This is a genomic window from Gemmobacter denitrificans, assembly GCF_036964905.1.
GTDB classification, from domain to species: Bacteria; Pseudomonadota; Alphaproteobacteria; order Rhodobacterales; family Rhodobacteraceae; genus Gemmobacter; species Gemmobacter denitrificans.
In genome coordinates, this window is sequence record NZ_JBALHR010000008.1 from 105243 (window position 1) to 118580 (window position 13338).

The 13338-nt window shown below is 63.3% G+C and carries 16 protein-coding genes; 3 read left to right on the forward strand and 13 right to left on the reverse strand.

The genetic code is table 11. The features are described 5' to 3' along the window. The first annotated feature begins 230 nt into the window (after nt 1-230). On the forward strand, nt 231-2918 hold the full coding sequence (acnA, locus tag V6590_RS13675; protein ID WP_335424013.1) for an aconitate hydratase AcnA: 2688 nt from the start codon (nt 231-233) through the stop codon (nt 2916-2918). 161 nt (nt 2919-3079) lie between these two features. After that, nucleotides 3080-3217: a hypothetical protein gene (locus V6590_RS13680; RefSeq protein ID WP_335424014.1), complete on the forward strand. Its 138-nt coding sequence runs from the start codon at nt 3080-3082 to the stop codon at nt 3215-3217. 12 nt (nt 3218-3229) lie between these two features. Here the strand turns inward: V6590_RS13680 and V6590_RS13685 are convergent, their stop codons facing one another. The 9 genes from V6590_RS13685 to yajC all read right to left on the reverse strand — a co-directional run bounded on the left by V6590_RS13685 (nt 3230) and on the right by yajC (nt 9441). Continuing rightward, nucleotides 3230-3754 (reverse strand): DsbE family thiol:disulfide interchange protein, encoded by a 525-nt coding sequence (locus V6590_RS13685; protein WP_335424016.1) that lies wholly within the window; start codon nt 3752-3754, stop codon nt 3230-3232. Continuing rightward, nucleotides 3754-3912 carry a heme exporter protein CcmD gene (gene ccmD, locus V6590_RS13690; protein ID WP_335424018.1) on the reverse strand — a complete coding sequence of 53 codons (159 nt, stop codon included), beginning with the start codon at nt 3910-3912 and terminating at the stop codon, nt 3754-3756. Before ccmD ends, V6590_RS13685 begins: the two co-directional genes overlap by 1 nt. Continuing rightward, nucleotides 3909-4640 (reverse strand): heme ABC transporter permease, encoded by a 732-nt coding sequence (locus V6590_RS13695; RefSeq protein ID WP_335424020.1) that lies wholly within the window; start codon nt 4638-4640, stop codon nt 3909-3911. Before V6590_RS13695 ends, ccmD begins: the two co-directional genes overlap by 4 nt. A gap of 52 nt (nt 4641-4692) precedes the next feature. Continuing rightward, nucleotides 4693-5349, reverse strand: coding sequence for a heme exporter protein CcmB (ccmB, locus tag V6590_RS13700; protein WP_335424022.1), 657 nt, complete (start codon nt 5347-5349; stop codon nt 4693-4695). After that, entirely contained in the window at nt 5346-5972 is a 627-nt protein-coding gene (gene ccmA / locus V6590_RS13705) for a heme ABC exporter ATP-binding protein CcmA (RefSeq protein ID WP_335424024.1), read from the reverse strand. Before ccmA ends, ccmB begins: the two co-directional genes overlap by 4 nt. A 91-nt stretch (nt 5973-6063) precedes the next feature. Next, entirely contained in the window at nt 6064-6417 is a 354-nt protein-coding gene (locus tag V6590_RS13710; RefSeq protein ID WP_335424027.1) for an Mth938-like domain-containing protein, read from the reverse strand. Nucleotides 6418-6422: 5 nt separating this feature from the next. Beyond that, nucleotides 6423-7403 (reverse strand): protein translocase subunit SecF, encoded by a 981-nt coding sequence (secF, locus tag V6590_RS13715; protein ID WP_335424029.1) that lies wholly within the window; start codon nt 7401-7403, stop codon nt 6423-6425. Between the two features lie 12 nt (nt 7404-7415). After that, entirely contained in the window at nt 7416-9083 is a 1668-nt protein-coding gene (gene secD, locus V6590_RS13720) for a protein translocase subunit SecD (protein ID WP_335424031.1), read from the reverse strand. Between the two features lie 28 nt (nt 9084-9111). Further along, nucleotides 9112-9441, reverse strand: coding sequence for a preprotein translocase subunit YajC (yajC, locus tag V6590_RS13725; protein ID WP_335424033.1), 330 nt, complete (start codon nt 9439-9441; stop codon nt 9112-9114). 254 nt (nt 9442-9695) lie between these two features. Here yajC and serS point away from each other — a divergent pair, with 254 nt between their 5' ends. Next, complete coding sequence (gene serS / locus V6590_RS13730; protein WP_335424034.1) at nt 9696-10985, forward strand: serine--tRNA ligase; 1290 nt, start codon at nt 9696-9698, stop codon at nt 10983-10985. Between the two features lie 185 nt (nt 10986-11170). Here serS and V6590_RS13735 read toward each other — a convergent pair whose 3' ends face one another. The 4 genes from V6590_RS13735 to V6590_RS13750 form a co-directional block, all read right to left on the reverse strand. Beyond that, a complete protein-coding gene (locus V6590_RS13735; protein WP_434063262.1) occupies nt 11171-11782 on the reverse strand; it encodes a lytic transglycosylase domain-containing protein in 612 nt (203 codons plus the stop codon). A gap of 91 nt (nt 11783-11873) precedes the next feature. Continuing rightward, nucleotides 11874-12419, reverse strand: a complete 546-nt coding sequence (locus V6590_RS13740) for a helix-turn-helix transcriptional regulator (protein WP_335424037.1) — start codon at nt 12417-12419, stop codon at nt 11874-11876. Between the two features lie 21 nt (nt 12420-12440). Beyond that, the gene (locus V6590_RS13745; protein ID WP_335424039.1) at nt 12441-12968 is read right to left on the reverse strand and encodes a cytochrome b/b6 domain-containing protein; all 528 of its coding nucleotides are present in this window, start codon (nt 12966-12968) and stop codon (nt 12441-12443) included. Between the two features lie 82 nt (nt 12969-13050). After that, a complete protein-coding gene (locus V6590_RS13750; protein ID WP_335424040.1) occupies nt 13051-13296 on the reverse strand; it encodes a PepSY domain-containing protein in 246 nt (81 codons plus the stop codon). Nucleotides 13297-13338: the final 42 nt, after the last annotated feature.

Here is a 13338-nt window from a genome sequence, read left to right on the forward strand (position 1 = left end):
CCAATTGCGCGATGACGTGCCAATCAAGGAATTGCGAGACAGCGCAACACAGGCAAAACCGGGCGCGCAAGCCCGAAATGAGGGCTGGATTTTCTGCATACAATTGCATACAAGGATCGCAGATTCCCTTGCGTGACGCGCCGCAATGCGGCATGAACCATGGGGAACCGACCCCGTCGGGGTGCGCCCCAAGCGCCCTGCAAATCCGAGCCACAGCCAGGAGGCGAGACATGACCGTCACCGTCGGACACGACACAGCCAAGACGCGCAAGACCCTGACCGCAGGCGGCCAGACCGTCGCCTATTACTCGATCCCCGCCGCCGAGGCCGCCGGTCTGGGCGAGTTCTCCAAGCTTCCCGCCGCGCTGAAGGTGGTGCTGGAAAACATGCTGCGCTTCGAGGATGGCAAGACCGTCACCGTCGAAGACATCAAGGCGTTTTCCGACTGGGGCAAGCTGGGCGGCAAGAACCCGATCGAGATCGCCTATCGCCCGGCCCGCGTGCTGATGCAGGATTTCACCGGCGTTCCGGCTGTTGTGGACCTCGCCGCGATGCGCGATGGCATCAAGGGTCTGGGCGGCGACGCGCAGAAGATCAACCCGCTGAACCCGGTTGATCTGGTGATCGACCACTCGGTGATGATCGACGAATTCGGCCATCCCCGCGCCTTCCAGATGAACGTGGACCGCGAATATGAGCGGAACATGGAGCGCTATGTCTTCCTGAAATGGGGTCAGAACGCCTTCAACAACTTCCGTGTGGTGCCGCCCGGCACCGGCATCTGCCACCAGGTGAACCTGGAATATCTGGCGCAGACCGTCTGGACCGACAAGGACCAGAATGGCGAGGAAGTGGCTTACCCGGACACGCTGGTGGGCACCGACAGCCACACTACCATGGTCAACGGCATGGCCGTTCTGGGCTGGGGCGTGGGCGGGATCGAGGCCGAGGCCGCGATGCTGGGCCAGCCGGTCTCGATGCTGATCCCGGAAGTTGTCGGCTTCAAGCTGACCGGCAAGATGGTTGAGGGCACCACCGCCACCGACCTCGTGCTGAAAGTGGTTCAAATGCTGCGCAAACATGGCGTGGTGAACAAGTTCGTCGAATTCTACGGCGAAGGTCTGGATCACCTGCCGCTGGCCGACCGGGCGACGATTGCCAACATGGCCCCGGAATACGGCGCCACCTGCGGTTTCTTCCCGATCGACAACGAAACCCTGCGCTACCTGCGCAACACCGGCCGCGAAGAGGCCCGTATCGCGCTGGTCGAGGCCTATGCCAAGGCCAATGGCATGTGGCGCGATGCCGATTACAGCCCGGTCTATACCTCGACGCTGGAACTCGACATGGGGACCATCGTTCCGGCGATTTCTGGCCCCAAGCGCCCGCAGGATTACCTGCCGCTGACCGAAGCAAAGGCAGGCTTTGCCAAGGAGATGGAAGCCAGCTTCAAGCGTCCGATGGGCGTGGAAGTGGCGGTTGAAGGGCAGGATTACAAACTGTCCTCGGGCAAGGTTGTGATCGCTGCCATCACCTCCTGCACCAACACCTCGAACCCCTATGTGCTGATCGGCGCCGGTCTGGTGGCGCGCAAGGCGCGCGCGCTTGGCCTGACCCGCAAGCCGTGGGTGAAGACCTCGCTCGCCCCCGGGTCTCAGGTCGTGAGCGAATATCTGGAGGCCGCGGGCCTGCAGGAAGACCTCGATTATGTCGGCTTCAACCTGGCTGGCTATGGCTGCACCACCTGCATCGGCAACTCGGGGCCGCTGCAACCGGAAATCTCCAAGGCCATCAACGAGGGCGATCTGGTCGCCACCGCCGTGCTGTCGGGCAACCGCAACTTCGAAGGCCGGATCTCGCCGGATGTGCGCGCGAACTACCTCGCCTCGCCGCCGCTCTGCGTGGCCTATGCCATCGCGGGCGACATGAACATCGACATCACCAAGGAAGCCATCGGCGTGTCGAAAGACGGCCAGCCGGTTTACCTGAAGGACATCTGGCCGACCAATCAGGAAATCGCCGATATCGTGCATCAGGTTGTGACGCGCGAGGCTTTCCAGAAGAAATACGCCGATGTGTTCAAGGGCGATGAGAAGTGGCAGGCGGTGAAGGTCACCGAGAGCGAGACCTATGACTGGCCCGCGACCTCGACCTATATCCAGAACCCGCCCTATTTCCAGGGCATGGCCAAGACCAAGGGCGCGATCAAGAATATCGACGGTGCCCGTGTTCTGGCCCTGCTGGGCGACATGATCACCACCGACCACATCAGCCCGGCCGGTTCGTTCAAGGCGGGCACGCCCGCCGGCAAATACCTGACGGAACGTCAGGTGCCGGTGAGCGAGTTCAACTCCTATGGCGCCCGTCGTGGCAACCATGAGGTGATGATGCGCGGCACTTTCGCGAATATCCGCATCAAGAACGAGATGCTGGATGGCGTGGAAGGCGGTTACACCAAAGGGCCGGATGGGGTGCAGACCTCGATCTATGACGCTTCGATGGCCTATCAGGCCGAGGGCACCCCGCTGGTGATCTTTGGCGGTATCGAATATGGCGCAGGCTCCTCGCGTGACTGGGCGGCCAAGGGCACAGCACTTCTGGGCGTGAAGGCCGTGATCGCGGAATCGTTTGAGCGTATCCACCGCTCCAACCTCGTGGGCATGGGCGTCATCCCGTTCGAGTTCACCAATGGCGATACCCGCAAGACGCTCGGTCTGACTGGCGATGAAGTGGTGTCGATCCATGGCCTCGAAGGCGATCTGAAGCCGCTGTCGAACGTACCCTGCACCATCCGCTATGCGGATGGCAGCGAAAAGACGATCCAGATCAAGTGCCGCATCGATACCGCGATCGAGATCGAATATGTCGAAAATGGCGGCGTGCTGCATTATGTGCTGCGCGATCTGGCGCAGGCCTGATAGCGCCCCGATACAAACGCAAAGGCCCCGGCAATGCCGGGGCCTTTTGCATGGTCGCACCCCGCAGCAGGAAACAATCTGTTGCCTGCGATATGTCAGCGGGGCGACAGTTCATCAACCCTTGCGGCAGTAACCTTGGGGCGCTGCCATGGAGATGACGAATGCCCTTCCCCCCGCTTCTGAACCAGAAAGAGATCGACCGCCTGCCCCGTTCGGCAGCGCCGCGTCTGACCCTGCCGGGCCTGTTCTGGCTGGAAGGTGGACTGCTGCTGCTCTTGGGCCTGATGCTGATCGGCTGAAAGGGTCCGGCTCTATTCCGCCGCCTTGGCGAGGGCCGGGCGGATCACACGATCCAGTTCCTGCGCGGTGATCGGCCCGGCATGGCGCAACACCACGTCCCCCTTGCCATTGATCACATAGGTTTCGGGCACGCCATACACGCCCCAGTCCAGCGCCATGCGGCCCGCATCGGCCCCGATACTGGCATAGGGATTGCCCAGTTCTGCCAGAAAGCCAAGCGCCTGATCGGGCTTGTCCTTGTAGTTCACGCCATGGATCACCACGCCTTCGGCGCGCAACTGTTCCAGCATCGGATGTTCGGCGCGACAGGGGCCGCACCAGCTGGCCCAGAAGTTCACCAACTTCACCCCCGGCGCTGTCAGCGCGTCCGGGGTCAGCAGCGGCAGATCCCCCAAGGGCGTGACTTGCACCTGAGGAGCCGCCTTGTTCACCAGTGCCGAAGGCAGCGCATCGGGGTTTTCCCGCTGCATCCCGGTCCAGAACAACAGCGCAAGGCCCGCAAAGGCCAAAGGCGGCACAGCAACGATCCAGCGCATCAGCGTTTTCCTTCCTGACGGGCTTCGACCGCATCCAGCGCCCGCTTCACCCGGGCTGCCCGCCATAGCGACAGCCCCACGATCACCGCCAAGAGGCCAAGGGCCACCGCGTAAGAGGACAGAACCGCCCCCGCATATTTGCCAAGTTCAGGCATCATGCCAGACGCTCCCTTGCAGCCAGAACCGCAAGACGGCGCAGGCGGATTTCGGTCACGGTGCGCAGCAGCACCAGCGCCACGAACAGCGCGACAAAGCCGATCAGACACAACACCAGCGGCTGATAATAGGCCGGGTCCAACGGGTCTTTCTCGCCCACCTTCAGGATCGTGCTGTCCTGATGCAGGCCCTGGTTCCAGAACTTCACCGCATAGCGGCTAAGAGCCGCGAATACCGATCCGACCATGCACAGCACCGATGTCAGATCGGCCGCTGTATCCGGGTCTTCGACCGCCGCCCAAAGGGCGATATAGCCCAGATAGAACAGAAACAGGATCAGGAACGACGTCAGCCGCGGATCCCATTCCCACCAGGTGCCCCACATCGGCTGGCCCCACAGCGCCCCGGTCGCGAGCGCAATCAGGGTGAAGACCATGCCCACCGGCGCTGCCGCCCGCGCGGCCAAAGCGCTGACATGGTGGCGGCGGATCAGCCAGACCAGACTGGTGACCAGCATCATGCCCCAGACATTGACCGCCATCATGGCCGCAGGCACATGGATGAAGATGATCTTCACGGTCGAGCCCTGCTTGTAATCATCCGGCGTGAAGAAGAAACCCCAGACCAGCCCTACCCCAAGGGTCAGCCCTGCCAGCGCCCAGGCAAAGGGTTGCACCTTCGCGGCGGTTTCGGCGAATTTCTTGGGGTTGGCATATTCCCAGATCGACATGGGTCCTCGCTATATCCCGTTACGGTTTCCGGCAAGCCCGACCAAGATCGGATCACCGCAGATTGATGCGCAGAACCAGCGCCGAGGCAAAGGGCAAAAGCGCCGCCGCCCCCAGAGTGATCCCGGCCAGCAACAGCAGCGGCACTTCGACCGCCATACCGATCGCGCCGCGCTTGACCACTTCGGCCCCGAAGATCAGGGTCGGCACATACAGTGGCAGAACCAGCAGGCTGAGCAACAGGCCGCCGCGCTTGATCCCCACCACCAGCGCCGCGCCAAAGGTGCCGATGACCGAGAGCGCAGGCGTGCCCAGCAGCAGCGACAGTACCAGCCAGCCATAGCCCGCAGCAGGCAGATTGAGCAGCACCGCCAGCACCGGGGCGGCCAGCGTCAACGGCAGGCCGGTCACCAGCCAATGCGCCAGCGATTTCACCGCCACCACGCCTTCCAGCGGAATGGGGGCCGTGGCCAGCAGATCGAGCGAGCCATCTTCGAAATCCAGCGCGAAAATGCGGTCCAAGCTTAGCAGACAGGCCAGCAGCGCCCCCACCCATAGGATGCCCGGCGCAATCACCGCCAGCGTGGCGCTTTGCGGCCCGACGCCCAGCGGCACCAGCACCGCTACCAGCAGAAAAAAGGCCAGCCCCAGCCCAAAGCCCCCGCCAGACCGCACCGACAGCCGGAGGTCACGGAGCAAGAGCGCAATCATGCAAAGGCCTCGTCAAAGCCCGCTGCAGTGCCCGACAACTGGCCTTCGGCCTTGAAGGGGCCAAGCTCCAGCACCCGCGCCTCGGGCAGGCCAAGGTCGATATGGGTGGCGATCAGCGCCATGCCGCCTGCCGCCAGATGGGTGCGCACCACGGCGGCGAACAGGGAAACCGAGGCGGCATCCAGGCTGACCGTGGGTTCATCCAGCATCCACAGCGGGCGGCCCGACACGATCAGCCGCGCCAGCCCCAACCGCCGCTTCTGCCCGGCAGACAGATTGGCCGCAGGCCGGTCGGCCAAGGCGCGCAGGTTCATCGCATCCAGCGCCTGATCCACGCGATCGGTGCCAAAGACCGCCGCCCAGAACGCCAGATTTTCGGTCACGCTCAGCGTGGCCTTCAACCCGTCGGCATGGGCGGCATAGGCGATGGCGTCGGGGGACAGCGAAATCACACCGGCCACGGCGGGTTGCAAGCCTGCCAGACTGCGCAGCAAGGTGGTCTTGCCGATGCCGTTGGGCCCGCGCAGGATCAGGGCCTGCCCTGGGGCAAGCGCAAAGGTCAGACCCTGCAGCACGGTCAGCCCACCGCGCGCCACGGCCAGATCGGTTACCTGAAATTCCATGCGCCCTGCTCCCTGCGCCCTGACTAGCCGATCCGCCTGCCCCGCGCAAAGCCAAAGCAGGCGGCTGCGGCAAGATGGCGTGGCCCGCGCATCAGACCGGCAGCAGCGCCAGCGCCACGCGCCGCCCTTCGCTGAGCAGCACGTTATAAGTCCGGCAGGCGGCGGGCGAAGCGCAGACTTCGACCCCCATGCCCGCCTGTTCCAGCGCCTCGCGCAACGCGCGGGGCGGATGGGCAATCTCGGCCCCCATGCCCAGAAAGATCACATCAATCCGGTCGGCCAGCGCGAGCAGCGCCGCGTGATCCTCCAACCCGCCCCAGGGGCCGGCATCCCAGGGCGTGATGATCGTCGGTCCATGCAGCACCTGACCACCTATGCGGAAATAGCCCGGCCCATAGCTTTCCACGGGCTGGGCACTGTCATAGGTGATCTCGGTCAGGCGCATGGCGATCAGGCGTCGATATTGGCGAATTCGTGGTCGCCGGGTTTGCGTTCCTTCTTGGTCTTTTCTGTCCGGTCCAGCCCCAGCATCAGCACGATGTTCTTGGCGACATAAAGCGTCGAATAGGCCCCGATGAACACCCCGAACAGCATGGCGCCCACAAAGCCGCGGATCACATCGCCGCCAAAGATCACCAGCGCCAGCAGCGCAAGTGCCGTGGTGGTCATGGTCATCACTGTCCGGCTCAGCGTTTCGTTGGTGGTCAGGTTCATCAGATCGCGCAACGGCATCTGCTTGAATTTCTGCAGGTTTTCGCGCAGCCGGTCAAAGATCACCACGGTGTCGTTCACCGAATAGCCCAGAATGGTCAGCAGCGCGGCCACGATGGTCAGATCGAACTTCCACTGGAAAACCGCAAACAGGCCCACGGTAATGACCACGTCATGCACCAGTGCCGCCACCAACCCGACGGCAAACTGCCATTCGAACCGCAGCCAGACATAAATCCAGATCCCGGCCGATGCCGCGACCACCGCCAGCAGGGCCTTGGTGATCAGTTCGTTCGACACTTTCGGCCCGACAGATTCGACCGAAGGGAAGGTGGCAGCCGGATCGACCTGCAGAATGGTCGCCTCGATTTCGGCGATCACTTCGGGCGTCACCGCCTCATAGCCTTCCTGCGGTGCGACCCGCAGCATCTTGACATGCTGATCGGCGCGGAAGGTCGGATCAAAAACCTCGGTGATCGAGACTTCGCCCAGACCCAGTTCCTCCAGCGCGCCACGATAGATCGAAATATCAAGGTTCTGGGTGCTTTCGGTGCGGATCGTGGTGCCGCCCTTGAAATCCACCCCGAAGTTCAATCCCAGCACAGCAACCGCAAGGATCGACAGAACCACCGCCAGAACCGAAGCCCCGAAGGTGACCCGCTGCCATTTGAAGAAGTCGATATTGGTTTGGGTGGGAACCAGTTTCAGACGAAATGCCATGATCGCGGCCCCTTACACTGTGATGGATTTGGGCTTGGCCATGCCCATGTAGATGGCGATGATCGCCCGCGACACATAGACCGCCGTGAACATCGAGGTGATGATGCCGATGCTGGTGGTGACGGCAAAGCCGCGCACCGGCCCGGTGCCCACGAAGAACATGATAAGTGCGGTCAGCATGCCCGTCACGTTGCTGTCGATGATGGCCGACAGCGCCTTGTCATAGCCTTCATGGATCGCGGCCAGCGGTGACCGGCCTGCCCGCAATTCCTCGCGCATGCGTTCATAGATCAGCACATTGGCATCCACCGCCATACCCATGGTCAGCACGATGCCCGCAATGCCCGGCAGCGTCAGCGTCGCCCCGATGGCCGACTGGATGGCGAACATCAGCGCAATGTTGATCGACAGCGCGATCACCGAGAACACGCCGAAAATGCCGTAAGAGGCCACCATATACACCGCCACCAGAACGCCGGCGACAATGGCCGCCATCTGGCCCGCGCGGATCGAATCCGCACCCAGTTCCGGCCCGACCGTGCGCTCTTCAAGGAAGGTCATCTCGGCAGGCAGCGCACCGGCGCGCAGCAGAACGGCCAGTTCGGTGCTTTCCTCGACGCTGAACTGGCCGGTGATGATGCCACGCCCGCCCGGGATATGGCTCTGGATCACCGGGGCCGAAATCACCTCTTCGTCCAGCACGATGGCAAAGGGCTTGCCGATATTGTTCGCGGTGTAATCACCAAACCGGCGCGCGCCGGTGGCATCGAACTGGAATTCCACCGCCGGGCGACCATTCTGATCAAAGGCGGGCTGGGCATTGGTCAGCTCTTCGCCCGTGACCACCGGGGTCTGTTCCAGAATGTAATAGACCCCTTCTTCATCCATCGACGGCAGCAGGATATTGCGCGGGCCCGCATCGGCCCCGGCATCCTGCGTGGACCGCACGACCGGATGGAAGGTCAGCTTTGCCGTGGTGCCGATCAGCGATTTCAGTTCCGCAGCCGATCCGATGCCGGGCACCTGGATCAGGATGCGGTCGCTGCCCTGTCGCTGGATCGTGGGTTCGCGGGTGCCGACCTCATCCACGCGGCGGCGAATGATTTCAAGGCTTTGCTGGATGGTACGTTCATCGGTGGCGATGCGTTCGGCCTCGGACAGTTGCACCACGATGTCAGAGCCATCGGCCGTGACCTCGATGTCGTTCTGGCCCATGCCGGTCAGGCTGACGACCGGCGTGGCCAGCGCACGCACCTTTTCCAACGCGACCGCCATGCCATCGGGATTGCTGATCGCCACGCGCAGCACGCCATCAACCGAAGGCTGCCTGCGCACATTGCCGACCTGATCGCGCACATCGCGCAGCGCATCGCGCACATCGGGCCACAGGGCATCGATGCGGGCGGCATAGACATCGGCCACCTTCACCTCGGCCAGCAGATGCGCCCCGCCCCGCAGATCAAGCCCCAGCGGCACCAGCGCGCTTGGCATCCAGTCGGGCCAGAGCGCACGGTCGGCGGCCTGTTCGGGCGTGGCCACGCCCCCCGCCGCGGTGATCGCGGCAACCGCGTCATTATGCGTCTCCACCCTTTGGTAATAGGCATTCGGCAGGGCGAAGGTGATGCCAAGGGCGACAAGCCCCCAGATCAGCACGCGTTTCCACAGCGGGGTATCGGTCATGTCACGGTCCGGTCAGGTCGGGCCCTGCTTACGCAGCGGCCGGTTCGGTCTTGTTCATCACGGTCTGGATGGTCTGGCGCGGCGATTTCACCACGACACCCTGCGCAATCTCGATTTCCAGGATGCCGTCTTCATGCACCTTGGTCACCTTGCCGATGATGCCGCCCTGGGTCAGCACCTGATCACCCCGGCGCAGTTGGTCCACCATGGCGCGGTGTTCCTTCATCTTCTTCTGCTGCGGGCGGATGAGCAGGAAATACATGATCCCGAAAATCAGGATCAGCGGCACGAACTGGGCGAAGGCACCTGCGGCGCCGGCGCCGCCAGCGGCCTGGGCAAAGGCGGGGGTTGCGAACATGGTCTGTCCTCTCTTGTGGTCAAGCCGCTTGCGGTTGCGCCGCCGCAGCCCTGAATTTGATGGCGCACCCTATCCGCCCCCCTGCCACAAGGCAAGCCGGGCCGGGGTGCAGAGCGGGGCGGCCCGTTTGCACATAGGTGTGATGCGGGCCGAACCCAAGAGCCGGGCGATGATTGGCTGCACACCGCCTTCCCCCTTCCCGCCCGCCCTGCTTTCCTGCTAAGGCAAGCCACCTGCAATCCATAGGTGAGACCATGCACGATATCCGCGCCATCCGCGAAAACCCTGCCGCTTTCGATGCCGCTCTGGCACGCCGGGGCCTGTCGCCGCTGTCGTCGGATGTGCTGGCGCTGGATGAGGCGCGCCGCGCCGCGATCCTGGCCGCCGAAACCGCGCAGGCCGCACAGAACGCCGCCTCCAAAGAGGTGGGCGCGGCCAAGGCGCGGGGCGATGATGCCGAATTTGAGCGGCTGCGCGCGCTGGTGGCCGAGAAGAAGGCCGAGGTCGCCGCGATGACCGCGCAGGCCGGCGAAAAGGATGCCGAGCTGCGCGACATGCTGATGCGCATCCCCAACAGCCCGCTGCCGGAGGTGCCGGAAGGCGCCGATGAGGCGGGCAATGTGGAAATCCGTCGCTGGGGCACGCCGCGCGCCTTCGATTTCGCGCCGAAAGAGCATTTCGACATTGCGGGCGTGAAGCCCGGCATGGATTTTGCCACCGCCGCCAAACTGTCGGGCTCGCGCTTTGTGGTGCTGCGCGGCGCGGTGATCCGCGTGCATCGCGCGCTGGCGCAGCTCATGCTGGACACCCATGTGAACGAACATGGCCTGACCGAGACCTGGACCCCGGTTCTGGTCAAGGAAGATGCGATGTATGGCACCAACCAGCTGCCGAAATTCGCAGAAGACAGCTATCAGACCACCAATGGCTGGTGGCTGGTGCCGACTTCGGAGGTGACGCTGACCAACACCGTCGCGGGCGATATTCTGGACGAGGCGGCGCTGCCCATTCGCATGACTGCCCATACCCAATGCTTCCGCTCCGAGGCGGGTTCGGCGGGCAAGGACACCACTGGCATGCTGCGCCAGCACCAGTTCGAAAAGGTCGAGATGGTGTCGATCACCCGGCCCGAAGACAGCCTGGCCGAGCATGAGCGCATGACGCGCTGCGCCGAGGCGGTTTTGGAAAAGCTGGAGCTGCCCTACCGGACCATGGTGCTTTGCACCGGCGATATGGGCTTTGGCGCGACCAAGACCCATGATCTTGAGGTCTGGCTGCCGGGGCAGAACACCTATCGCGAGATCAGCTCGGTCTCGGTTTGCGGCGATTTCCAGGCCCGCCGGATGAATGCGCGCTTCCGCCGCGCCGAGGGCAAGCCCGAATTCGTGCATACTCTGAACGGTTCGGGCCTTGCCGTGGGGCGCTGCCTGATTGCGGTGCTGGAAAACGGCCAGCAGGCCGACGGCTCGGTCGATCTGCCCGCCGCCCTGCACCCCTATCTGGGCGGCAAGACCCGGATTGACGCCAACGGCGCATTGGTCTGATCTTCTTCCCCCTCGGCCCGGCCGAGGGGGCTTTCCCGGCCCGGACCAGCGGGCAAGTTTCAGATTTTGCAACGAACCAAGCCGCACGCGGCGATCGCCCCTCCGGCCCTCGCAGGCATGCTCGGGCGTTCGCGGCTCAAGACAGTCCGCAGGACTGTCTTGCCGGGCCTGCGGCCCGTCGCCCCTCACCCACCCAGAATGACCTTCACGTAATTCTTGGTTTCGGCATAGGGCGGGATGCCGCCATGCTTTTCCACCGCCTGCGGGCCGGCATTATAGGCCGCAAGCGCATGACGCCAGTTGCCGAACTTGGCATACATCATCGACAGATACTTGGCCCCGCCTTCCAGGTTCTGATGCGGATCGTTGATATCCACCCGCAGCAATCGGGCAGTGCCCGGCATCAGTTGCGCCAGACCGGTTGCCCCTTTGGGCGACACCGCGCCGGGGTTCCAGCCGCTTTCCTGCTGCACCAGCCGCAGGAACAGGTCTTCCGGCACGCCATGCTTGCGCGCAGCAGCCTTCGCCACCTCCAGATATTCACCCTTGTAGCTGCCACGGAACTTCGGCACCGCCGTTGACCCGGCGCTTGCCTCTTCCAGCCCCGGCACCTTGGGCTTCAGCCGGACGGACCCGGAATATTGCTTGGCCAGCCGCCCATCCAGAAGCGCCGCCTGCGACTTGAACAACGATCCGCGTGACTTGGTCGAACCGGACAGTTTCAGACCTTCCGCACCTGCGGGCATGGGCATGGCCAGCACCGCAACAAGGGTCAGCGAAAACCAATTCCGACGCATGCACAAACCTCGGCACCTGTTCTGTTGGGCCGGACTATACAAATTTTCGATACTCCTGCCAGCGGATTCGCCTTTGACGGCAGTGCGCCTGTCAGCCGGACGAGGCCGGTTTCAGCGGAGTTTCGCCACTTTCACCAGCCCCGACCAAAGGCGCGCGCAGCAGATCTTCGATCAGCAAAGAGGTCAACTGCCCCCGCCCCGTGACCCCGGCCTTGCGATAGATCGCATTCAGATGGGTCTTGATGGTCGCCTCGGCCGAACCGCGAAACCCCGCGATTTCCGCGATGGAATATCCCTTGATCGTGAAGGCCGCGATGTCCTGTTCGGATGGGGTCAGCTTCCAGTCGCGGAAATAGGTCTCCATCACCTCATGCAGGGCGCCCGCAGCGACACTCATCTGCCGTTCAAGTTGCGATTGCCGCCGCAACAGACGCAGCAGATAGCGGATTTCAAACGCAACCCCCAGCACCAGACCGGCAGTCGCCCCCAGTTCCGGCATGATATGGGCGTCGCCAATGCTGCTCCAGCCTTCGATCCGGACATCTTCGATCACATCACCGATGAAGAACGCAACGCACATGATCTGAAACAGGATCAACGCAACAAGGCCGATCTGGCGGGAATAAGGCGAAGACATGGGCACTGGGTCCGGGTTCTGTCAGTCCTTCGGAAGCTGCTTGTACCCTGTCACCATCGAAGCGGGAAGGTTGATCTGCAACCGGCGGCTTTCCAGGGCCACAGCAGCGATATGGGCGATGGCGGAAATCTCGGCCCAGGTCACGGCGATTTCATGCAGCTCGGCCACCCAGTCGCGGCCAAAGAACATCAGCGTGGTCTGCATGTATCCGCTCAGGCCCACGATGGTCAGCGTCAGCAACAGATTGTAGATCATCAGCGCCCCCAATGGGGAATGCCCGCGATGGGGGTGGCGACGCCAGGCCGCCATCTCGGCCGCCTGATCAAGCGCGGCGGTCAGGTTTGGCGGAAAATCGCTGAACCGCGCATGTCTGCTGCCGATCACGCCCCAAAGGACGCGGGCCCCCACAAGACCCAGCACCACATATCCGATCCAGTGATGCAGATCATGTTCAGGGTCGGTCAGCAGGGCATTGGCCGCGAAGGCCAGCACCAGCGCCCAGTGAAACAGACGCACGAACACGTCCCAGACATAGGCCTTTTCGGTCATGCAAAATCTCCGGCAGGGATGAAGCGAAATCACCACCGGCCCGCGCAACCGCGCGAGCCGGCAAACAGCCCCTGTGCAGGGGTCATTCGTTGCTCGACTTGACGATCTTCATGTCGGCATCGAGATAGAGCTCATAGGTCTTGCCGTCCTTGACGGCGTAAACCTCGATCAGGCCATCGTCCATTTCAACCTTGCGCACGTCATAGCCCTGGGCGGTCATGGCGGCTGTTGCCTTGTCGCGGGTCGCGGCATCGACCTCGTCACCCGAAGCGAAGGCCGGGGCGGCCAGTGCAAGGAATGCGGCAGCGAAGAGGGGAAGCGATTTCATGTGGCGTCCTTTCGGGATCATCTGGCAGGAAAGCCGCGCCGT

Excerpts from the sequence above, each read along its gene's own strand:
- acnA (WP_335424013.1), top strand. The coding sequence starts at position 231 with ATGACCGTCACCGTCGGACACGACACAGCCAAGACGCGCAAGACCCTG.
- V6590_RS13680 (WP_335424014.1), top strand. The coding sequence starts at position 3,080 with ATGCCCTTCCCCCCGCTTCTGAACCAGAAAGAGATCGACCGCCTGCCC.
- V6590_RS13685 (WP_335424016.1), bottom strand. The coding sequence starts at position 3,754 with ATGCGCTGGATCGTTGCTGTGCCGCCTTTGGCCTTTGCGGGCCTTGCG.
- ccmD (WP_335424018.1), bottom strand. The coding sequence starts at position 3,912 with ATGATGCCTGAACTTGGCAAATATGCGGGGGCGGTTCTGTCCTCTTAC.
- V6590_RS13695 (WP_335424020.1), bottom strand. The coding sequence starts at position 4,640 with ATGTCGATCTGGGAATATGCCAACCCCAAGAAATTCGCCGAAACCGCC.
- ccmB (WP_335424022.1), bottom strand. The coding sequence starts at position 5,349 with ATGATTGCGCTCTTGCTCCGTGACCTCCGGCTGTCGGTGCGGTCTGGC.
- ccmA (WP_335424024.1), bottom strand. The coding sequence starts at position 5,972 with ATGGAATTTCAGGTAACCGATCTGGCCGTGGCGCGCGGTGGGCTGACC.
- V6590_RS13710 (WP_335424027.1), bottom strand. The coding sequence starts at position 6,417 with ATGCGCCTGACCGAGATCACCTATGACAGTGCCCAGCCCGTGGAAAGC.
- secF (WP_335424029.1), bottom strand. The coding sequence starts at position 7,403 with ATGGCATTTCGTCTGAAACTGGTTCCCACCCAAACCAATATCGACTTC.
- secD (WP_335424031.1), bottom strand. The coding sequence starts at position 9,083 with ATGACCGATACCCCGCTGTGGAAACGCGTGCTGATCTGGGGGCTTGTC.
- yajC (WP_335424033.1), bottom strand. The coding sequence starts at position 9,441 with ATGTTCGCAACCCCCGCCTTTGCCCAGGCCGCTGGCGGCGCCGGCGCC.
- serS (WP_335424034.1), top strand. The coding sequence starts at position 9,696 with ATGCACGATATCCGCGCCATCCGCGAAAACCCTGCCGCTTTCGATGCC.
- V6590_RS13735 (WP_434063262.1), bottom strand. The coding sequence starts at position 11,782 with ATGCGTCGGAATTGGTTTTCGCTGACCCTTGTTGCGGTGCTGGCCATG.
- V6590_RS13740 (WP_335424037.1), bottom strand. The coding sequence starts at position 12,419 with ATGTCTTCGCCTTATTCCCGCCAGATCGGCCTTGTTGCGTTGATCCTG.
- V6590_RS13745 (WP_335424039.1), bottom strand. The coding sequence starts at position 12,968 with ATGACCGAAAAGGCCTATGTCTGGGACGTGTTCGTGCGTCTGTTTCAC.
- V6590_RS13750 (WP_335424040.1), bottom strand. The coding sequence starts at position 13,296 with ATGAAATCGCTTCCCCTCTTCGCTGCCGCATTCCTTGCACTGGCCGCC.